15 protein-coding genes are annotated in these 16,329 nt (G+C 37.0%); 11 read left to right on the top strand and 4 right to left on the bottom strand.

From position 1 onward, the window contains the following. Positions 1-12 precede the first annotated feature (12 nt). From GTK57_RS08165 to GTK57_RS08180, 4 genes are all read right to left on the bottom strand, one after another. Positions 13-792 (bottom strand): hydroxypyruvate isomerase family protein, encoded by a 780-nt coding sequence (locus tag GTK57_RS08165; RefSeq protein ID WP_152874667.1) that lies wholly within the window; start codon positions 790-792, stop codon positions 13-15. A gap of 25 nt (positions 793-817) precedes the next feature. Continuing rightward, entirely contained in the window at positions 818-1,687 is an 870-nt protein-coding gene (locus GTK57_RS08170) for an NAD(P)-dependent oxidoreductase (protein WP_163122511.1), read from the bottom strand. Positions 1,688-1,711: 24 nt separating this feature from the next. Beyond that, a complete protein-coding gene (locus GTK57_RS08175) occupies positions 1,712-2,500 on the bottom strand; it encodes a crotonase/enoyl-CoA hydratase family protein (protein ID WP_163122514.1) in 789 nt (262 codons plus the stop codon). A gap of 123 nt (positions 2,501-2,623) precedes the next feature. Continuing rightward, complete coding sequence (locus tag GTK57_RS08180; RefSeq protein WP_163122517.1) at positions 2,624-5,437, bottom strand: GacS-like sensor histidine kinase; 2,814 nt, start codon at positions 5,435-5,437, stop codon at positions 2,624-2,626. A gap of 255 nt (positions 5,438-5,692) precedes the next feature. On the opposite strand from GTK57_RS08180, the gene cysM reads away from it, so the two are divergent. The 11 genes from cysM to GTK57_RS08235 all read left to right on the top strand — a co-directional run bounded on the left by cysM (position 5,693) and on the right by GTK57_RS08235 (position 16,328). Then, positions 5,693-6,613 carry a cysteine synthase CysM gene (gene cysM, locus GTK57_RS08185; protein ID WP_163122520.1) on the top strand — a complete coding sequence of 307 codons (921 nt, stop codon included), beginning with the start codon at positions 5,693-5,695 and terminating at the stop codon, positions 6,611-6,613. Positions 6,614-6,629: 16 nt separating this feature from the next. Then, a complete protein-coding gene (locus GTK57_RS08190) occupies positions 6,630-7,451 on the top strand; it encodes a 3'-5' exonuclease (RefSeq protein WP_152874662.1) in 822 nt (273 codons plus the stop codon). 6 nt (positions 7,452-7,457) lie between these two features. Then, the gene (gene rlmD / locus GTK57_RS08195) at positions 7,458-8,846 is read left to right on the top strand and encodes a 23S rRNA (uracil(1939)-C(5))-methyltransferase RlmD (protein WP_163122523.1); all 1,389 of its coding nucleotides are present in this window, start codon (positions 7,458-7,460) and stop codon (positions 8,844-8,846) included. Positions 8,847-8,880: 34 nt separating this feature from the next. Continuing rightward, entirely contained in the window at positions 8,881-11,187 is a 2,307-nt protein-coding gene (locus GTK57_RS08200) for a RelA/SpoT family protein (RefSeq protein ID WP_152874660.1), read from the top strand. A 209-nt stretch (positions 11,188-11,396) separates the two neighbouring features. Continuing rightward, entirely contained in the window at positions 11,397-12,023 is a 627-nt protein-coding gene (locus tag GTK57_RS08205) for a beta-ketoacyl synthase chain length factor (protein WP_163124669.1), read from the top strand. After that, positions 12,017-12,811 (top strand): lysophospholipid acyltransferase family protein, encoded by a 795-nt coding sequence (locus GTK57_RS08210; protein ID WP_163124672.1) that lies wholly within the window; start codon positions 12,017-12,019, stop codon positions 12,809-12,811. Before GTK57_RS08205 ends, GTK57_RS08210 begins: the two co-directional genes overlap by 7 nt. 1 nt (position 12,812) lies before the next feature. After that, on the top strand, positions 12,813-13,073 hold the full coding sequence (locus GTK57_RS08215) for a phosphopantetheine-binding protein (protein WP_163122526.1): 261 nt from the start codon (positions 12,813-12,815) through the stop codon (positions 13,071-13,073). 9 nt (positions 13,074-13,082) lie between these two features. Continuing rightward, positions 13,083-13,331 carry an acyl carrier protein gene (locus tag GTK57_RS08220; RefSeq protein WP_152874657.1) on the top strand — a complete coding sequence of 83 codons (249 nt, stop codon included), beginning with the start codon at positions 13,083-13,085 and terminating at the stop codon, positions 13,329-13,331. Then, entirely contained in the window at positions 13,328-13,882 is a 555-nt protein-coding gene (locus GTK57_RS08225; protein WP_163122529.1) for a COG4648 family protein, read from the top strand. Before GTK57_RS08220 ends, GTK57_RS08225 begins: the two co-directional genes overlap by 4 nt. A 28-nt stretch (positions 13,883-13,910) precedes the next feature. Beyond that, the gene (locus GTK57_RS08230) at positions 13,911-15,578 is read left to right on the top strand and encodes an AMP-binding protein (RefSeq protein WP_163122532.1); all 1,668 of its coding nucleotides are present in this window, start codon (positions 13,911-13,913) and stop codon (positions 15,576-15,578) included. A 15-nt stretch (positions 15,579-15,593) separates the two neighbouring features. Next, entirely contained in the window at positions 15,594-16,328 is a 735-nt protein-coding gene (locus tag GTK57_RS08235) for a glycosyltransferase family 2 protein (RefSeq protein WP_163122534.1), read from the top strand. The last annotated feature ends 1 nt before the right edge of the window (position 16,329 follow it).

Raw genomic sequence — 16,329 nt, forward strand, 5'->3', positions numbered from 1 at the left:
GGGCTTAAAGCTCTAAGCAAAATATTTATTTTTCCATGCAAAAGAAAGTGTAGAACTTTGTAAAGGTCTGTATTCTGCGGCAATAAAACCTGTGTAATGACTTTGTTTTAGCCAGTTGAAAATTTCTGCATAAGTGATATTGGCTGTATCGGGTTCATGTCTATTTGGACAGTCGGCAAATTGAATATGACCAATGTTTTCGATATTTTCTTGTAAAGCTTCTAAAACATTTTCACCCATCATTGCCATATGGTAGCAATCGAATTGCATTTTTAATTTTGGGTTTTGAATAGCCTCAAGAATTTCTTGTGCTTGGGCAATATTTTGTACTAAAAACCTTGGCATATCTGTGCCATTAATCATTTCAAAAACGGGCTGAATTTGATGTTCAGCAAACAGATGACATGCGAGTTTTAAATTGCTTGCAAGTGTATTCAAGCAGGGTAAAAGGTCGGCATCTAATGGCTGTTTGCCTGCCAAAATATTGATACTTGGAACTTGAAGTGCCGTTGCATATTCAATGGCAAGTTTTAAAGCTTGATGGAATTCATTTTCTTTGCCGGGGATACCTGCTAAACCATTACCTCCTTGCATTAAATCTCCTGCAGGAACATTAATTAGGCAAATATTTAAATCGTGCTGTTTTAACTGATCTTGAATATCTTCAATACTGAGTTCATAAGGAAATTGAATTTCGACATGTTTAAAACCGTGTTCTTTTGCTAAAGCAAAACGCTCAATTAGCGGAACTTCAGTGAAAATCATAGAGATATTAACTGCGAGTTTAGACATATGATTTTTCCTTAATTGATGTTTTTTATTTTGCTTCAACGTGTTGAATAACTGTGGCTAAATCTGCTTCAGAGAAACCATTATTTTGATGATCTTTCAATTGAGATAGTGCATGTGTTGCCACAGGAATCTCTAAGTTAAATTGCTCAGCAAGTTTTACCGCATTATTTAAATCTTTAGACAATGTTTGAACTTTCCATTGCACGGGTTCAAAAGTATGTGTTGCCATACGCGGTGCTAAAATTTGGAAAGGTTTTGAGTCTGCAAAGCCGCCTGCAAGAGCAGGGGCAAGTAAGCTTGTATCTACACCAGATAATGATGCAAGGGCAACAGCTTCAGCAATTAAAGTACTATTTGCTGCCACAATCAGTTGATTGCAAATTTTGGTTGCTTGACCTGTACCTGTTTCACCCATACGAGTAACACGTTGTGAAAGAACATCATAAATAATTGAAAGATTTTGAATAACTTGAGCATTGCCACCTGCAAAAATGACCAATGTTCCTTGTTCAGCGCCTATGGTTCCACCTGAAACAGGAGAATCGATCCATGTCGTTTGTTTGGCTTGAACCAGTTTTGCTAACGATTGAGTTTTATCCACAGATAAACTTGAGAAATCCACAATCACTTGTTTGGGTTGTAAATATTCTTCAATTTGGTTAATAACAGCTTGAACGGCAAAATCATCTGCAAGGCAAGAAAGAACAATTGGATATTGTCCTATATCTTTTAAGTCTAGTTTTGTTGCACCTTGTGCCACAAGTGAATCACATGCGGCTGATTTTCTATTCCAAACAGCAACTTGAAAGCCTGCATTTAATAAACGAGATGCCATGCGACTTCCCATTAATCCCATCCCTAAAAATGCAACTTTAGTTTGGTGGTTAAAACTCATGGCAAATCCTTTATATCTAATCCATTATTTATATTGGCGAGGTAAAAACTCAAGTTCAGGCTTTTTATCTTTCTTTCGTGCAATTTGGCTGTTTTTACCCAAAAGTAATTTGAGTTGCCAAATTTTTTCCAAACGTAAAGATTTAGATGGTTGATGTTCCATAGCATCAAGTACGCGTTTAGATGCAGTTAAAGCATCAGGTGAGCGTTGAATCATTTCTTTTGCAATGGCTTGTGCGTGTGTTAAGGGTGACTCATCTAAATGCGTGACTAAACCGATGCTTTTGGCATATTCAGCATCGAAAATACGCGCGGTTAAAGTCAATTCTTTGGCTAAATCTAGGCGAATTAATCCTTTTAATGAACGACTTAAACCCATGTCTGGAACTAAACCCCAACGGCTTTCCATAATCGACATTTGGGTTTTTGGATGTGCTACTCGAATATCTGAAGCTAACGCAAGTTGCATGCCAGCCCCAAAGCAAAAACCATCTATGGCGCTAATGACAGGAACAGGAAGTTCTTGCCAAATAAGGAATGCTTTTTGAAATAGGCTTTGACCCGGTTTTATAAGTTCCCAAGCAGCAAAGGCTTTATTTTTTGGGTTGTTTAAATCGGCAAGATCTATACCTGCGCTAAATACCTGCGCTTCGCCTGTTAAAATGACACAGCGAAGTGAGCGGTCTTTTTTAAATTTTTCAGCAGTGCTTACAAGCTCTTTTAATAATGCAAAGCTCATTGCATTACGTTTGTCTGGGCGGTTTAAATAAACCGTTGCAATTCCATTGTCTTTTTCTATTCGAAGTAATGCCATTTCAAAAACTCTTATTTTGCTTCGTGAATGAGCATAGCATGTGCCTATATAAGATACATGACAGCACAGTCACGTCATAGCATGGACAGAATCAACTTTAGTGGTATTGGTTGTATCAAAATTTTATGCATTGAAACGTCCTAGAACTTGTTTGGCTGCAATTTCAACTTGATGAATGACATCTTTTAATGCATGAAACTTAAGCATGACTTCTTGCGTAAATTGTTCATCAGCCTTTCGACGTTCTTTTCTTAAAGTAGAAACAAAGTGCTCAAATGAACCTGTTATATCTTGTAAATTAGGTGTGCCGATATAACGTGTTGCACCATGTAATCGATGTAGAACATGTTCAAGTTGTGGAAAATCTTCCATGTCTATGAGCTGTTCAATCTCTTTAAGCTCAACAGCAAAGCTATCGATCAACATCTTTAATAAATCGATGGCTAAATCTTCTTTGTTTGCTGCAAGTTGAATACTTTGTTGCCAATTTAGAACTTGTGGATCGAGTGTCTCAATAGGACTAATCTTTTCTGTCAGTGATGCTTTACTACTAAAATTCGGTGAAGTCCAATCCGTAAGAATTTGAATAATTTGTTCCATTTGAATAGGCTTGGTCACGTAATCATCCATGCCAACTTTGAGTAGCTTTTGTTTTTCGTCGGCAAGTGCATGAGCGGTTAAGGCAATAATAGGTAAGCGTTTATGATTTTCTAAAGTCGATTCTAATGAGCGAATTGCACGTGTTGTATCTACCCCAGACATGACAGGCATTTGAATGTCCATAAAGACTAAATCGAAGGCTTTCTTATTATCTTCAAAGTTTTGCTCAAGAATGCCAAGTGCTTCTTGACCACTAAGTGCTTTGGTTACTTTGACATTCATTTCACCTAACAGTGCCTCTAAAACAATGAGGTTGGGAAGATGGTCATCAACAGCTAAAACATGTAAGCCTTGTCCGTTAAACTCTTCTGTTTCAAGTTCCTCAAAGGTATTTTCATTGTTAAGTAAGTGAGCCAAAGCCGAACGACTTAAAGGTTGATACAGTGGTAACGCACGATATTGATTGAGCAAGTCTGGCTCTAAAGACATTTGATAGCCGTAAATACCAATTTTTCCTTGGTATCGAGAGCGAATTTCTTTTAATAATGCTTCTGTGTCACCATTATGATCAAAGATTAACCATGTGTTTTCAATGTTTTTAGACAGTAAATTGAGGCGACTAAATAAATCAATAATTGAAGTCGCTTCAATATGACTCACTTTATAATCTTCTAAATAATGACGCAGAATATTGGCAGTTGCAGGGTGCGCCATAAATGATAAAACTTGGGTATTTTCAAAACTTGGATGAACTGTAATTTCATCATCATTTGTACCCAACATTGCGGTAAACCAGAAGGTTGAGCCTTTATCTGTTGGTGCGCGTTCTTGGTTATCTTCGAAGCCAATTTGTCCTTGCATTAAATGTACAAGTTGTTTCGAAATGGCTAAACCTAAACCTGTTCCGCCAAATTGACGCGTCACAGATGCATCACCTTGAGAGAAAGATTCAAACAGGCGTTTACGATCTGTTCCGCTTAAGCCGATGCCACTATCTTGAACGCTAAAATGAACAAGGCATTGTCCAATATCATCATGTTCAATACGTGCACGAACAATAATTTCACCATCTGGCGTGAACTTAATGGCATTGGAAATCAGATTCGTTAAAATTTGCTTAAAGCGAAGAGCATCGCCAGTCACATGTGTTGGTAAATCATTGGCAAAGTAAAATGCCATATTGATATGCTTTTGCGCAGCAAGTGGTGACAGCATATCCATCACATCATAAATGGCTTCTTCTAAATCGAAAGGGGCAGTTTCAAGTTCAAGTTTGCCTGCATCAATTTTAGAGAAATCTAAAACATCATTAATCAGCGCAAGTAAATGTGCAGATGACTTACGAATGGTTTGTAGATACAATTTTTGTTCATTGCTTAAGCTTTTTTGACGTAAGAGCAAATGAATAAAGCCATCAATACTATTGAGTGGTGTACGTAATTCATGGCTAATATTGGCAAGAAAAACAGACTTAGATTGATTGGCAGAAATGGCTTGGTCGCGTGCTTGACGATAGGTAATGTTTTGAACTTCTAATGTATCGAGTGTTCTTCTTAAATCGTCTTCAGTTTGTTCTGTGTGTTCTTTTAATTCGAGAAAACTAAAATGTAAACGTTTAACTACATTGGCAATATCACGTTGTAATAAGCGTAATTCACCCGTGCTGTTAATAATCATATGCTGATCGAGCGTATCGGCATTTAAACGTTGAAGTTGCATGCGAATTTCATACATTGGGGCAATCCAACGTCGTGAATAAAAATTCAAACACAATAAAAGTAACAATAAAGTGGTTAACCCTGTGGCAACTAAAACAATCAAAACCCGATAGCGTGCAATTTGTAAGGGCTGATTGTCGACTTCAATCATAAGCCATGCTTTATTATTGTCTGGATTTTTAATCTCTAAACCATAAATATGGTTGCCATTCGCTTTGACTGGTCCAATGAACTCAGATTTTTTAACAATATCTAGCCAAGGTGTTTGTTGCTGATAGCCACGACTGAGTAAAATTTTATTGTTGGAATTTACAATCGCGGCTCGAACAACATGCTTTTCATCCATAATACTTTGCATGAAAAACTGAGATTGAATAGGTGCTAATTCTGGACTATTCAGCTGAGATAAAAATGTTTCAGCCGCAACTTCATTGCGCGTTAAAATAGCCAAAGCCATTTGTTTTTGTTGAGATTTAGCCGCATTTGATGTTTCAGACAAAACAAGAGCCGCGCCTACACATGCCAAAATTGTAATAGGAACAAAAATGAGCGCGATAAGCTGCCCATAAGCATGATTTAAATGAAGTCGCTTAAATAACTTTTTGTTGATATTTGACATGTTTAGATCAAGTTTTTCTTTATGCGATTGAGTTTAGCATGCTTTTTTTTCGGCAGTTCATCTTTTCATCTGTGAATAAAAAGTGAATGAAAAATTCAAAAATATAATACCTGATAAATAATAAGGATATTTATATACAGAATTAAATGGCATAAGGGTTTGTTATTTATTCATGTTTATTAAAAAAGTAGTTAAAAGAGTGCAGTAAAACTGTTTTTTTCATACAATATGCGCACCTCGATATAGGTGCAAACAATGAGTAATACATCCCCAGATTTTCAAGCAGACGAATTTTTGTTAGACCACTATGTAGGCAAAACGCCTTTAGTGCGTTTACAGCGACTTGCAAATCACACTCAAGCAACAGTATTAGCGAAGCTCGAAGGCAATAACCCTGCTGGTTCGGTAAAAGATCGTCCTGCATATAATATGATTATGCAAGCTGAAAAGCGTGGACAAATTAAACCGGGTGATACGTTAATTGAAGCAACAAGTGGTAATACGGGGATTGCTTTAGCCATGGTTGCAGCCATGCGTGGCTATAATATGAAACTCATTATGCCTGCAAGTTCAAGCCAAGAACGTAAAGATGCAATGCGTGCTTACGGTGCGGAGCTGATTGAATCTGAAAACATGGAAGAAGCACGTGATCTTGCACTTCAAATGGAAAAAGAAGGCAAAGGTCTAGTTTTAAACCAGTTTGGTAATCCAGATAACGTAGAAGCACATTACTTAACGACAGGCCCAGAAATTTGGGAACAAACTGGCGGTAAAATTACCCATTTCGTCAGTGCAATGGGGACCACAGGTACAATTATGGGTATTTCTAAATACCTAAAAGAAAAAAATAAAGAGATTCAAATTGTAGGCTTACAACCCTCAGAAGGCTCAAATATTGCGGGTATTCGTCGTTGGCCTGAAGAATATTTACCGACTATTTTTGATCGTAGCCGTATTGACCGTATTATGGATATTCCGCAAATTGAAGCGGAAAAAACAGCACGTCAATTGGCGCGTAAAGAAGGGATTAGTGCAGGAACATCTTCTGGCGGTGCGGTATGGGCATCTATTCAATTGGCAGAAGAAAATCCTGATGCCGTGATTGTGTGTATTGTGTGTGACCGAGGTGACCGCTACTTGTCTACTGGGTTATTCTCTGTGGTAGATCCTGAATAATAAACTTGAGATAAAAATGCGCTTACCTGTTTTAATTTTTGATATAGAAACTCTAACCGATCTTAAATCGGGTGCGCATTTGTATCATCTAGATTTACCTGAAGCTGATATTGATCAAGCTTTAAAAAAGTTACGTCGTCAAGAAACAGGCACGGATTTTCAGCGATTGGCTTTGCACGAAATTGTGTGTATTTCGGGTTTATGGATTGATGAACTTGGCGCAATGAAAATGTTTTCATTTAGCCGTGAACAATATTCAGAAGCAGAAATTTTAAGAAAATTTTTATCTATTTTCGATAAACGTCATCCAACCTTAGTGAGTTGGAATGGTTCGCAGTTTGATATTCCTGTGATTTTATTCCGTGCGATGTATCATGGTTTATCTGCACCAAGTTTGTTCGATCAGGGCGAAATTGACAGCCAAAAACGTTATAATAACTATCAGAACAGATACCATCAGCGTCATGTCGATTTAATGGACGTTATGGCAATGTTTAATGGTCGTAATTTTCAGAAACTTGATGATATGGCACATTTACTTGGTTTTCCGGGTAAGCGTGGCGATTCGGGCTATCATGTGCCTGAATATGTTCAAACTAAGCAATGGCTGAAGTTAACCAGCTATTGTGAGGGTGATGTGCTAAATACATGGCTGATTTACATTCGTTGGCTTTTGTTAAAAGGACAATTGAACGTTGAAGATCACCGTTTGTGGATTCAAAGCACCATTCAATATTTACAGTTACAACCGCAACATGCAGAATTTTTAGAAGTCTGGCGTGAAACCGCACAGCATACGGAATTTACTTCCTCCGATTTCCCATCTCCCATAGATTAGGTACACATGAAACATAGAGCCAAACCTCGTACTACTCAACAAGCCATTTATACATTTCAGGTTGAGTCACTATCACACGAGGGGCGTGGTATAGCACACTATGGTTCACATCCCGATCATCCTGTAGAAAAGCACGGAAAAAAAGTGTTTATCGGGTCTGCTTTACCCGGTGAAACAGTAAAAGCAAAAATTACGCGTGAAGTTAAAAAATTAGAAGAAGCCGATTTTATTGAGTTACTCAGTGAACCATCGGCAATACGTGCAGAGCCACAATGTCCACACTATGGCATATGTGGTGGCTGTAATATGCAACATATTCAAGAAGATGAACAAATTCTTCTTAAACAGAATGTATTAAAGTCGCATTTAGAGCACTTCGCAGGAATTCAACCTAAGGAATGGTTAGCACCATTGCGTTCTTTACGTGAAGACTACCGTCGAAAAGCACGTATAGGCGTACGCTATATTCCAAGCAAAGATAAGCTTGTTGTTGGTTTTCGTGAGCGAGCAAGTAATCATTTAACCAATATTGACCGCTGTTTGGTACTAGATAAGCAATTCGGTTCTTTAACAAGTTTGAAGCAGTTACTCCAAAGTCTAAGAGGCAAAGCTGATATTGGTCATGTAGAATTAGCCATGGGTGATACAGAAATTGCGCTATTGGTTCGTCATACGGATAAATTATGTGATGCTGATGTCAACGTATTAAAGGAATTTACGTTACATAAACAGTGGCAATTGTATTTGCAGCCAGAAGGTGCTGAATCGGTTCATCGAGTTGATGATGCACAAGCAGCAATGCGTTTGCACTATAGTTTGAATGATTTCGACATTAAATTTGCTTTTCATCCCCTAGATTTTACGCAAGTAAACTCAACAATTAACCCACAAATGGTGAAGATGGCATGTGAATTGCTTCAATTCCAAGGTGGCGAACGAGTTCTCGATCTATTTTGTGGACTGGGTAATTTTTCATTACCTTTGGCGCGCAGTGTTGGTGCGACAGGTAAAGTGATTGCAGTTGAAGGTTCAGATGATATGGTTCAGCGTGGTGCAGAAAATGCCAAACGCAACGGTTTAGACAATGTTGAGTTTTATTCACAAGATTTAACAAAAGATTTTTCGCATCATTCTTGGGCAAATCAAGGTTTTGATGCATTATTGATTGACCCGCCGCGCTCAGGTGCGGAAGAGGTGATGAGTTATGTGCCTAAGTTTGGTGCAAAAAAAATCGTTTATGTATCGTGTAATCCAGCGACACTCGCAAGGGATGCAAAAGTGTTGCAACAGCATGGGTATACATTGAAAACAGCAGGTGTTATGGACATGTTTACACATACAGGACATGTTGAATCCATTGCTTTGTTTGAGAAAGAACTCGTAATAAACGATTAACAAATAATGAAATATATAGAGGTAGGAGAAAGGTATGGTCACAGTACGTGAACAGCTTCCCGGACATTTTAATGAATTGTCTGAGGAAACGACTGTAGAACATGCCGAACAAGCACGACAAGATATTACCGAGTGGTTAAATCGTGTACGTGGCATATTAGATGGGGCTGCACTCAAGCGACTCGAAGAAGTTGCAAACTACATTTTACAAAAAGAATTAGAAACGACGGTCAAACATCGTTCAAATACGCTTTATGCGGGTATTGAAATGGCAGATATTCTTGCTCATTTACATGCCGATGAAGACACGCTTTCTGCTGCTTTCCTTTATCGAAGTATTCGAGAAGGGCTTGTCTCTATAGATGAAATTCGTAGTTTGTTTGGTGAGCCTGTTTTTGCTTTGGTGAAAGGCACTTTAGCAATGGGGCGCTTGTCAGACCTTATTGAAAAAAATAAGCGTTTAGAAGATCATTTTAATAATAATCAGCGTGAGCATTTAACAGGCATTTATAAAATGCTTATTTCTGTAACGGAAGATGTTCGTGTTGTACTCATTAAGCTTGCTGAACGTACCTATGCATTGCGTGAATTGGCTCATTCATCGAAAGAGCGTCAAGAACGTGTTGCGCGAGAGATTCTAACCATTTATGCACCACTTGCGCACCGTTTAGGTATTGCGCAGTTAAAGTGGGAGCTTGAAGATTTAGCTTTTCGCTATTTAGCACCAGATCGTTATAAAGAAATTGCGACACTTTTAAATGAAAAGCGTTTAGAGCGTGAGCAATATATTCAATTTGTGATTGATAAGCTTAAAAATGAATTGGCTGATCATAAAATTGAAGCTGAAATTAACGGACGAGTGAAACACATTTATTCGATTTATCGAAAAATGAAAAGTAAAAACCTCAGTTTCGATCAGCTTTATGATATTCGTGCATTGCGTGTTTTGGTTAAGTCTGTACCAGAGTGTTACCACAGTTTAGGGATTGTTCATCAAATTTGGCGTCATATTCCGCATCAATTTGATGATTACATTACCAACCCAAAAGCCAACGGTTATCGCTCATTACACACGGCTGTGATTGCTGAAAACAAATCTTTAGAAGTGCAAATTCGTACAACGAGCATGCATGAAGAAGCCGAGCTTGGTGTGTGTTCGCACTTTAACTATAAAGAAGGTGCGAAAGCGACAGATCATTCCTTTAATCATCGTTTACATTCTTTACGTTCTGTACTTGAGCATTATCAAGAACGTACTGATGCTAGTGCGCATAAAGATGAAAAAGATGAGGAAAATTTTGATCAAATTCAAGAATTTGAAGATTTCGAAAAAATATATGTCTTTAGTCGTGATGGTGATATTAAAGAATTGCCACGTGGCTCTACCGTTTTAGATTTTGCTTATCATGTACATACAGAAGTAGGTAATAAATGTTATGCAGCACGTGTAAACCAACGTTATGTACCTTTAACTTACGCACTTAAAACAGGTGAGCAAGTTGAAATTTTAACCAAAAAAGATCGTGAGCCAAATCGTGATTGGCTGGTGAACTCTCTGGGTTATATTAAAACGGCACGTGCACGTGACAAGCTACGTCATTGGTTCCGTCAGCAGGATAGAAGTAAGAATTTAGAAGTAGGACGTGACCTTTTAAATAAAGAGTTGGCGCGTCTTGCAATTCATCCCAAAAGTATCGATTTGAGTGATTATTGCAATCATTTTAATGTGAAATTGGGTGAAGATATTCTGATTGCATTGGTGAATGGTGACATTAGTTTACATGCCTTAATTAATCAGGTGAATCGTCACATGCATCTAGATCAGGATGAGCCTGAACTAGTTCTAAAACCGACGTTGAATCCACGTGCAAGTCATACTTTATCTGCACATGGAATTTTGATTGATGGTTTAGATAATGTGGAGTTACATGTTGCGCAATGTTGTCAGCCTGTACATGGTGAATCCATTGCGGGTTATATTACTTTAAACCGTGGTGTGAGTATTCATAAAGTAGCCTGCCAAGATTATATTCGCATGATTGGTCAAGAACCCGAACGTGCTGTTGAAGCCGATTGGGAGATGCAGCCTACACGTGGTCAAAGCGTACAAATAGTGGTTGAAGCTTACGATCGACGAGGGTTGTTGAAAGATTTAACACAGGTGATTTTCTCGGATCAAATTAATATTCGTCAGGTAAATACCATTTCAGAGGCAGATGGTATTGCCAATATGAAATTATTGATTGAAGTAAAAGGTCTGGCTCAGTTATCTAAATTATTGGCTCGTTTAGAGCAACAACCTGGGATTATTAGCGCACGTCGCTTAGTTCAGGGGAGTTAATCATATTTTTTTTTAAAGCCTGCATTATCTTTTATGCAGGCTTTTTTATTGATGTCAGTAAAGATATTTACTTGAAAGTTCACTGGTATAAAGAAAAATTTATAAGCAATATATTTTTTGTAGATTTTTTTGACAGGTGATATAATTGCTTGGCTGAAGATTAGCAAATAATGCTGGATGTTGTATCTGTGAGTAGGGATAAAGTAGATATGGTCAGATTGAATTTAACTCAGCTGAATATAAGTCAATCGGACTCTACGTTTCAGGGCTTAGCAAGAATTCCAGCGATGCAGCGCCGCCGTTTATCCTTTATTGCCAAACTTGCATTAAATAATGCGATAGAATCATTAGAAAATAATAACGTCGATTATATTGTGTGGGTTTCGCAATATGGTGATGAACATAAAACATTTAAAATTTTGGAAGATGTTTTAAACGACGAAACACCATCACCAACACAATTTTCTACTTCAGTTCATAATGCGATTGCAGGCTTATATTCAATTTTATGTGAAGATGCCACTTTATCTACCAGCTTAGCAGGAACTTGGGCAGATGCAGTTATTGAGGCATATTCTTGGTTGAAAACAACCAATCAAGCCAATGCAAAAGTGTTGATCGTTTATTATGATGAACCACTTCCACATGTTTATAATGAGCAACAAAATTTTGAGGCACTTTCACTATCGGCAATACTCTCTTTAGAAGATCATAATATTTCTTTGAATTTATCAGAGAGAGAGGCTGTAGACTGTGCCGCTTTAGAAGCACAAGATTTTTATAATTTTTGGCAAAATGCCAGTGAGATGAAGTTATTTGCATGGCAAAAATATTAAGCATAAAAAATATTAAGCAAAAGTCGAATTATATATGGCGAGTTGGCGCAACAGGTCTTAGCTTTGTGAGCTTTGGTGTAGGCGGTGTTGCTATTGGTGGTGTTGTTTCACCTATTGTTAAATTAACGACTAAAAATGAAGAACTGAGAAAAGTACGGACTCAAAAACTGATTAAACATACCTTTAAAGGTTTTACCAATATGATGGTTAAACTAGGGCTAATGTCTTATGAAGTTGAGGGTTTAGAAAAGTTAGAAAATAGTCATCAAGAATTAATTATTGCAAATCATCCAACGCTTATCGATGTTGTAATATTGATTGGTTTGATGGATCAAGCAAATTGCGTGGTGAAGCAGGCACTGTGGTCAAATCCCTTTACGCGTGGACCAGTACAAGGTGCGGGTTATATTTTGAATGCGGGTTCTGAGCAATTTATTCAAGATTGTGTTGATAGATTATCGAAGAATCAGGCTCCTTCATTGGTGATTTTCCCTGAGGGAACAAGAACTGAAAAAGATAAAGTGCTTAATGAATTTCAACGTGGCGCAGCAAATATTGCATTACGTGCAAATGTGCCGATACGACCAGTTTTAATTACATGTTCACCATCCACACTGACAAAAAATGAAAAGTGGTATCATATTCCATCGGAACCGTTTCATGTCAAAATAAAGGTTTTAGATGCCTTTAATATTCAGGATGTTTTAGAAGACACAAGTATTAATCCTAAAAACGTACGTCTTTTAAATCATTATTTTCATCAATTTTTTTACCAAGAGTTATCTTAAAATGAACAATCTTGCTGATGAATTAAAGCAAATGATTATTGATGTTCTCGCACTTGAAGATATTACTGTTCAAGATATCGAGACAGAAGCACCATTGTTTGGGGATGGGTTGGGTTTAGATTCTATTGATGCATTAGAGCTAGGTTTAGCTTTGAAGAAGCGTTACAACATTCATTTGAGTGCTGAATCTACTGAAACTAAGCAATATTTTAAGTCAATTCAAAGTTTAGTTACTTTGGTTGAAATGCAACAAACGGCATAAGGGGCATTCATGCTTACTCAAGAACAGGTACTCGAAAAACTACGCGAGTGGATGGAAGAACTATTTGAAATTGCTCCTGAAGATATTCAATTAAATTCAAACCTTGCAACAGACCTTGATGTGGATAGCATTGATGCAATTGATTTAGTTGTAAAAATTAAAGAGTTAACAGGTAAGCAAGTGAATCCTGAGGACTTTAAAAACGTCCGTACCATTCAGGATGTTGTGACTGTTATTCAGAATATGACATCTGAATGAGTTTTCTTATAAAAGGGATTGTCGCAATCGGTTTGATTCTCTATCCCTTTTTAGTAGGTTATAGCTTAGCAAATGGTCAATATATCTGGGTGAGTTGCCTGTTGATTGTATTTGGCCTAGTTCGTTTATTTAGTAAAGGAAATGCTTTGCTATGGCCTTTAACTGGATTTGCTATTTTATGTGGCGGTTTGAGCTTATTGCTTAAAGATCATGCTTGGTTAAAGCTTTATCCAGTTTTTATGAGTGTGGGGGCATTTATTATTTTTGCCACAACTCTCATTAAGCCACCATCAATGATAGAGCGCTTTGCACGTTTGGCAGAGCCAGATTTACCTTTAGAAGGGGTTATTTGGACTCGGAAAGTTACTTTTATTTGGTGTGGCTTCTTTGTTGTAAATGCTGTCATTGCTTTAATGACAGTATTGTTAGCATCTACAAAAATTTGGGTGTTATACAACGGTTTTATTTCCTATATCTTGATGGGAATTTTATTGCTTGGGGAATATTTACTGCGTAAACGTCAACAGAAGTTGCATCAAGCGCAGAAATAGAATTAAGCCAAAATAGAAACGGATTGTTATGTCTTGTCACTTTGAGAATCATCTAAATTCACAAAATGTACTTTGTTTAAAGTCAGATTTAAGTGCGATTACATTTGCAAATTTCTGGAAAGATGTTGAGCAGCAAAAACTACATATAGAGCAGTTGTCAGAGAAAACATGGGCACTTTGGGAACAAGACAGTTACGAATTTTTAGTTTTATTCTTTGCAGCATTAAATGCTAAAAAAGATATTTTACTTCCTCCAAATCGAATCAGTGATTTAGAAAAAGAACTTGCTGAACAAGATATTTATTTTTTAGAAAGACAAGAACGTAAGCTTGAACACAATCAAGTTACTTTAAATTTTGATCAAGCATTTTTAGAGCAGTCACAAGTTTACTTCTATACATCGGGTTCTACGGGGCAGCCAAAAAAAATTCCACGTAATTTGGCACAACTATTTAATGAAGTTAAAGGTTTAGATGAAAGTTTTGAGTTGCCTGAATATGCAATTGCAATTGCAACGGTAAGTCATCAACATATTTATGGCTTATTGTTCAAATTACTTTGGCCACTAGCAAGTGGTCGTGGTTTTTATAATAATCAAGTCGCATTTCCAGAAGATATTGCTGATATTCAAAAGAAAATAGTCTCTTTAAATATTAAAAACTATGTTGTTTCAAGTCCTGCCTTATTAAAACGTTGGACAAAAGATGTCATTTTACAAGATTGTATAACCCTATATTCTTCTGGTGGGAAATTAGATTCAGGTGTACGCCCTTATTTAAACAGACCAATCACAGAAGTTTTTGGTAGTTCTGAAACAGGTGGTATTGCGTATCGCCAAGAAGATGATGCACTTTGGATACCATTTAAAAATGTAGATGTACGAATGACTGAGTACAATGAGCTTGAAGTAAAAACCAACCATGCATGTACCCATGATTGGATTTTGACAGGTGATAAAATTGAGCTTGCTGTGGAAAACGACTTTAAAAGTTCATTTAAATTACTTGGTCGTTTAGATCGTATTGTGAAACTTGAAGAAAAACGTCTGAGTTTAGATGCGATTGAACTTAAAATTTTAGAATTAGATGCTGTTCAGCAATGCCATGTTTTGGTGGTTGAAAAAGAGCATCGCCAAATGTTAGCGTGTGTTGTTGTTCTTAATCATGATGCGCGTGAATTTCTAGAAAAATCGACGAAATCTTCTTTTGTGAAAGCTTTAAAAACGCAATTAAAAGATAAATTAGAAACGATAGCAATTCCTAGGCAATGGCGTTTTATTACTCAGTTACCACAAAATGCTCAGTCGAAACTGAACAAGCAATATTTAAAGTCATTCTTTCAACCCATGTTATTACCTGTGGTTCTAGAACAACATCAGCATGAATTGGACATGACTTTTAAACTCGAATTTAATCCAGAACTAGAGTGTTTTAAAGGACATTTTCCTCACTATCCAATTTTTCCAGGTGTGGGGCAGATTGGCTTTGTTCAGCACTTTGCGAAACAAATTTGGAAAGATTTTGAATGGTGTAATGGTTTTGAACAGTTGAAGTTTCAAGATCTTATTCGTCCATATTCTGTATTGTATTTAAAGCTAAGTCGCAAATTGCATAAAGTGCATTTTGAAATGTCGATGGAAGATAAAACGATAGCAACAGGTCGTTTATTATTTGCGATGAATACTGAAAAAAATTAAAAAGAGGTGGCTGATATGAAACATTGTTTTGTGATTCCAGTGTATAACCATCCGAATTATTTAGAAGCTTTGGTTCAACATCTAAATGAATTTCAATTGCCAATTATTATGGTAAATGATGGTAGTGATATTGAATGCACTACGTTATTACGTGATATTTCGGGTAAAAATCCATGGGTTGAATTGGTTGAACATGAAGTCAATCAAGGCAAAGGGCAAGCTGTAATCACAGGGTTGTTAAAAGCGAAGGAGCTTGGTTATAGCCATGCCTTACAACTCGATTCCGACGGTCAGCATGATTGGAAGGATATATCAAAATTTTTAGATGCATCAAAAAATAATCCATCTGCGATGATTATTGGCAAGCCAGTTTTCGATGCTTCTGTGCCAAAGAAACGCCTATATGGACGTTATGCGACCCATATATGGGTTTGGATTAATAGCTTATCTTTTGAGATAAAAGATAGCATGTGCGGTTTTCGTATTTATCCATTAGATAGTACTGTTGCTGTTTTAAATAAAGCAAAATTTCAACCTAGAATGGGTTTTGATACTGAAATATTGGTTCGTTTGAAGTGGGAAAATGTACCTTTCATAAATGTACCAACACATGTTATCTACCCTGAAGATGGCATTTCACACTTCAATGCTTTACGAGATAATATTGGTTTAACTAAAGCACATTCGCGACTTTTTGCAGGCATGCTCATCCGCTTACCAAAACTTATATATTTTAAAGTGAAAAATTAAT

Source organism: Acinetobacter portensis (assembly GCF_010646905.1).
GTDB lineage: Bacteria > Pseudomonadota > Gammaproteobacteria > Pseudomonadales > Moraxellaceae > Acinetobacter > Acinetobacter portensis.